We start from the raw sequence: 4016 nt of genomic DNA, 5'->3' as shown, positions 1-4016 counted from the left end.
CGCTCGACGCGGCGCTCGCCGGGCTCGCCGCGCACCAGCCGCTGGCCGCCGCGACCGGCGCGACGCATGCGGCGGCCTGGGCCGACTGCGACGGACGCATCCGCCTGCTGCGCGAAGACGTGGGCCGGCACAACGCGCTCGACAAGCTGATAGGCGCTCTTCGGCGCGGCGGCCACGACCGCAGCGACGGCTTCGTCGTCGCGACCAGCCGCGCGAGCTACGAAATGGCGATGAAGGCCGCGAGCGCCGGCATCGCCGTGCTCGCCGCGATCTCGGCGCCGACCGCGCTCGCGATCGCGCTGGCCGACAGCGCCGGCCTGACCCTGATCGGCTTCGCACGGCCCGGCGGCTGCGCGGTCTATACCCACGCCGACCGCTACGTCGGCCGCTCCGGAGACGCCCCCTGAACGTCGAACCCCTGGTCCGCATGGCCAACGACATCGCGCGCTATTTCGCCTCGGAACCCGACCGCGCCGAAGCCGTCGCCGGCATCGCCACGCACCTGCGGCGCTTCTGGGAACCGCGCATGCGCGCCGGACTCATCGCGCACTGGCGCGCGACCGGCGGCGAGGATCTGCACGAACTCGCACGCGAAGCGGTCGCACGGCTGGCCGAGGGTTGAGCGGCTACGAAGCATGGGACGGCAAACCCGTCCACGCGTAATGCCGAGCGACCAGCTGCGCGAAAACTCCATGATCAGCATCAACGATGCCGACCCGACAGCGCAGTCGCAGCGCCGCTACCGGAGCCCCCTTGAGTCAAGGGGGCGGCCAAACGCGCAGCGCTTGGCAGGGGATGTGGAGGTATGGGTGGTCATCGAAACCCAGGAATCAGGGCTCATGGCGCATGACCCGACAAGGGTGGCAACTCCGCCAGCCACATCCCGGCACCCGAATCACTCACTACCGTTGCTCCCTTCCGGGCCTGGCGGGGTTTGCAAGCTATCGTCGCGAGAGGACCGACGGAGTCGCCATAAAACGACGCTGGAGCGGCGGCGCACCGCTCAGGCAACTGCAGAATCTGGCGGAGAGAGAGGGATTCGAACCCTCGATACGGGGATAAGCCGTATACACACTTTCCAGGCGTGCTCCTTCAACCACTCGGACATCTCTCCAGCCCGCAGCGGCGACCCCATCCGTGGAGCCCGCAAGCGGGGCGCGGAGGATACAAGGAAGGCCCGGCGCAGACAAGCCGCGGGCGGCGGCCGAGGGGCGATCTGCCGCTATCCCGTGCCGTTGCGCACCTCCGGCCCTGCGGCGCCAAAGGCCGCTGCGACAGGCCGCTTCGACACAACCGACGAACACGGCGGCGTCCCGGAAGACGGCAAGGATGACGGGCGCAGCCGGCCCTTTCGTCGAGCGCAGTCAGCTCCGCCGGGACTGCCGCGATGCGCGGCACGGCAGGTGTCGGGAAACGCGCTTGCGGGCGCGCTCGATCGAACGGTGCCGGCGAAGCCCACGGATTCTCCGGGAACCCGGCGTTCGCGGGATCGACTCTCGTGCGGTCCCGGTCGCGATCGCCCCGGCAGGCCTTTTCTCGGACCGCCCGCCAGTATCCTGCTCCGTGGTACGGCAAAGAAACGCCCGGGTTCGCCTCGAGACGAGGGCTGGGAGAGGGTCTAGTCACGTCATCGCGTCTCCCGGCAACGACGTACCGGGGCGAAAGGCCCAGGGTCATTCGATAGTTCGTTGCGGGACAGGACGCTAGACCGGCGTGCCGTCCGGATGCAGCCAGCCCGAGGCGCCGTCGGCGTAGAACTCGTTCTTCCAGATCGGCACGCGGCGCTTGATCTCGTCGATGACGTAGCGGCAGGCCGCGAAGGCCGCGTCGCGATGAGCGGCGCTGACGCCGACCCAGACCGCGAGCTCGCCGATGGCCAGCTCGCCGGTGCGGTGCACGCAGCGCGCGCCTTCGATCGCGAAACGCTCGCGCGCCTCGGTCAGGATGCGCTCGCCTTCGGCCAGCGCGAGCGGCGCATAGGCCTGATAGCCCAGGCGCAGCACGGCCTTGCCCTCGTTATGGTTGCGCACCCAGCCCTCGAAGTTTACGCAGGCTCCGGCGCTCGCGCTCGCGAGTTCACGCGCGAGCGCCGCGGGATCGAGCGGCGTGTCGGACAGACCGAACGCGCTCATCCGCCCGACACCGGCGGCAGGAACACGACTTCGTCGCCGTCGCGCAGCGAGCGGTCCCAGCCGGCGAATTCGCCGTTGACCGCGACGCGCAGCCGCTCGGGCGGGAGGCTCAGCCCGTGTCGTTCGGCGACCTGCGCATACAGCGCGCGCGGATCGGCCGCGGTCGAGACGAGGCTCTCGGCCGCGCAGCCGGTGCGGTCGCGCAGCGAGGCGAAATACAGCAGGCGGTACTGCATGGGCGGATTCACTCCTCCGTGCGTCCGGCGACGACGTCGTGCTTGCCGCCGGACTTCTCCAGCAGCGCGATCTCGCCGATGACGATCTCGTGGCTCAGCGCCTTGCACATGTCGTAGATCGTCAGCGCGGCGACGCTCGCGCCGGTCAGCGCCTCCATCTCCACGCCGGTCTTGTGGGTGAGGCCGACTTCGCAGCGTATGCGCAGCTCAGTCGGCGAGACGAATTCGATGCGGAAATCGCAGCGCTCGAGCGCGAGCGGATGGCAGAACGGAATCAGCTCGTGAGTGCGCTTGGCCGCGAACGTGCCGGCGACGATGGCGGTGTCGACGATCGCGCCTTTCTTGCCGCGCAGACCGGTGCGCTGGAGCTCCGCGGCCACGTCGGGCGGGAAGCGCACGCAGGCCTGGGCGACGGCGCGGCGGAACGTCGCCGCCTTGTCGGCGACGTCGACCATGCGCGGATGCCCGTCCGCGCCGACGTGACTCAACCGATCCGATTCCACCTCAACCTCCGATAGCGAACATTTCCACGCGCGCCTCGTTGCCGCCCGCGCGCAGCTCGGCGCGGCGCTCGCTGTAGCGGTCGTCGCGGCTGCGCCATTGCGCGGCGATCGCCGCGGCCAGTTCCTCGTCGCTCGCGCCGCCGCGCAGCAGCGCGCGCAGGTCGTAGCCGTCGGCGCCGAACAGGCAGGTGTACAGTTTGCCGTCGGCGGACAGGCGCGCGCGCGTGCAGTCGCCGCAGAAAGGCGCGGTGACCGAGCTGATGAAGCCGATCTCGCCGCCGCCGTCGGCGAAGCGATGGCGCTCGGCCACGTCGTGGCTGGCCGCGCGTGCGAGCGGCTGCAGCGGCCAGCGTTCGGCGATGCGCGCGATCAGCTCGGCGCTCGGCACGACGCGATCGCGCTGCCAGCCGTTGAGCGTGCCGACGTCCATGTACTCGATGAAGCGCACGACGTGCGGCGTGCCGCGGAAATGCGCGACGAGATCGAGCACGCCGGCGTCGTTGATGCCGCGCAGCACGACGGTGTTGATCTTCAGCGCCGTGAAGCCCGCGGCCTCGGCCGCGGCGATCGCCGCGAGCGCCTCGCCGACTTCGCCGCGATGGCCGGCGAGCTGGCGATAGATCGCCGGGTCGAGGCTGTCGAGGCTCAGGGTGATGCGTCTGAGGCCGGCCTCGCGCAGCTCGCCGGCGAAGCGCGGCAGCAAGGTGCCGTTCGTGGTCAGCGCGATGTCGTCGATGCCGGGTACGCGCGCGAGCCAGCGCACGAGCAGCGGCAGCTCGCGGCGCAGCAGCGGCTCGCCGCCGGTCAGGCGGATCTTGCGCACGCCGAGTCCGGAAAACACGCGCGCGAGGCGTTCGATCTCCTCGAACGACAGGCGCTCGCGCTTGTCGAGAAACGGATGATGCTCGGGATACTGGTCTTCGGGCAGGCAGTACGGGCAGCGGAAATTGCAGCGGTCGACGACCGAGATGCGCAGGTCGGTCAGACTGCGCTGCCAGCGGTCGGCCGGCGGCGCGGTCTGCAGGGTCAGCGGGATGCGCTCGCCCATCAGACGACCCGCAGCCCGGGTTCGGCCGCGCGCGCGGCCTGGGCCGGATTCAACGCGACCGGCTCGCCGGCGCGCGCGACGCGATAGCCGCGCGCCG

At 70.7% G+C, this 4016-nt stretch carries 6 protein-coding genes, 1 tRNA gene and 1 other RNA gene; 2 read left to right on the top strand and 6 right to left on the bottom strand.

The features are described 5' to 3' along the window. The coding region (locus tag NON22_RS21230) for a formate dehydrogenase accessory sulfurtransferase FdhD (protein WP_257388984.1) at positions 1 to 407 on the top strand (407 nt) is incomplete at its 5' end. Between the two features lie 20 nt (positions 408 to 427). Further along, the gene (locus NON22_RS21225; protein ID WP_257388983.1) at positions 428 to 622 is read left to right on the top strand and encodes a formate dehydrogenase subunit delta; all 195 of its coding nucleotides are present in this window, start codon (positions 428 to 430) and stop codon (positions 620 to 622) included. Positions 623 to 867: 245 nt separating this feature from the next. Here NON22_RS21225 and ffs read toward each other — a convergent pair. The 6 genes from ffs to moaA form a co-directional block, all read right to left on the bottom strand. Continuing rightward, an RNA gene (gene ffs / locus NON22_RS21220) (signal recognition particle sRNA small type) lies at positions 868 to 964 on the bottom strand. 57 nt (positions 965 to 1021) lie between these two features. Continuing rightward, a tRNA-Ser gene (locus tag NON22_RS21215) sits at positions 1022 to 1114 on the bottom strand. A gap of 589 nt (positions 1115 to 1703) precedes the next feature. Continuing rightward, complete coding sequence (locus tag NON22_RS21210) at positions 1704 to 2132, bottom strand: molybdenum cofactor biosynthesis protein MoaE (protein ID WP_257388982.1); 429 nt, start codon at positions 2130 to 2132, stop codon at positions 1704 to 1706. Then, positions 2129 to 2368 (bottom strand): MoaD/ThiS family protein, encoded by a 240-nt coding sequence (locus NON22_RS21205; RefSeq protein WP_257388981.1) that lies wholly within the window; start codon positions 2366 to 2368, stop codon positions 2129 to 2131. Before NON22_RS21205 ends, NON22_RS21210 begins: the two co-directional genes overlap by 4 nt. Positions 2369 to 2376: 8 nt before the next feature. Next, positions 2377 to 2871, bottom strand: coding sequence for a cyclic pyranopterin monophosphate synthase MoaC (moaC, locus tag NON22_RS21200; RefSeq protein WP_257388979.1), 495 nt, complete (start codon positions 2869 to 2871; stop codon positions 2377 to 2379). A gap of 1 nt (position 2872) precedes the next feature. Next, positions 2873 to 3919 carry a GTP 3',8-cyclase MoaA gene (moaA, locus tag NON22_RS21195; RefSeq protein WP_257388978.1) on the bottom strand — a complete coding sequence of 349 codons (1047 nt, stop codon included), beginning with the start codon at positions 3917 to 3919 and terminating at the stop codon, positions 2873 to 2875. Between the last annotated feature and the right edge of the window lie 97 nt (positions 3920 to 4016).

Source organism: Tahibacter caeni (genome assembly GCF_024609805.1).
Taxonomy (GTDB): domain Bacteria; phylum Pseudomonadota; class Gammaproteobacteria; order Xanthomonadales; family Rhodanobacteraceae; genus Tahibacter; species Tahibacter caeni.
The sequence above is the reverse complement of the archived record's forward strand: the minus strand, read 5'-3'. Positions and strand labels throughout refer to the sequence as shown.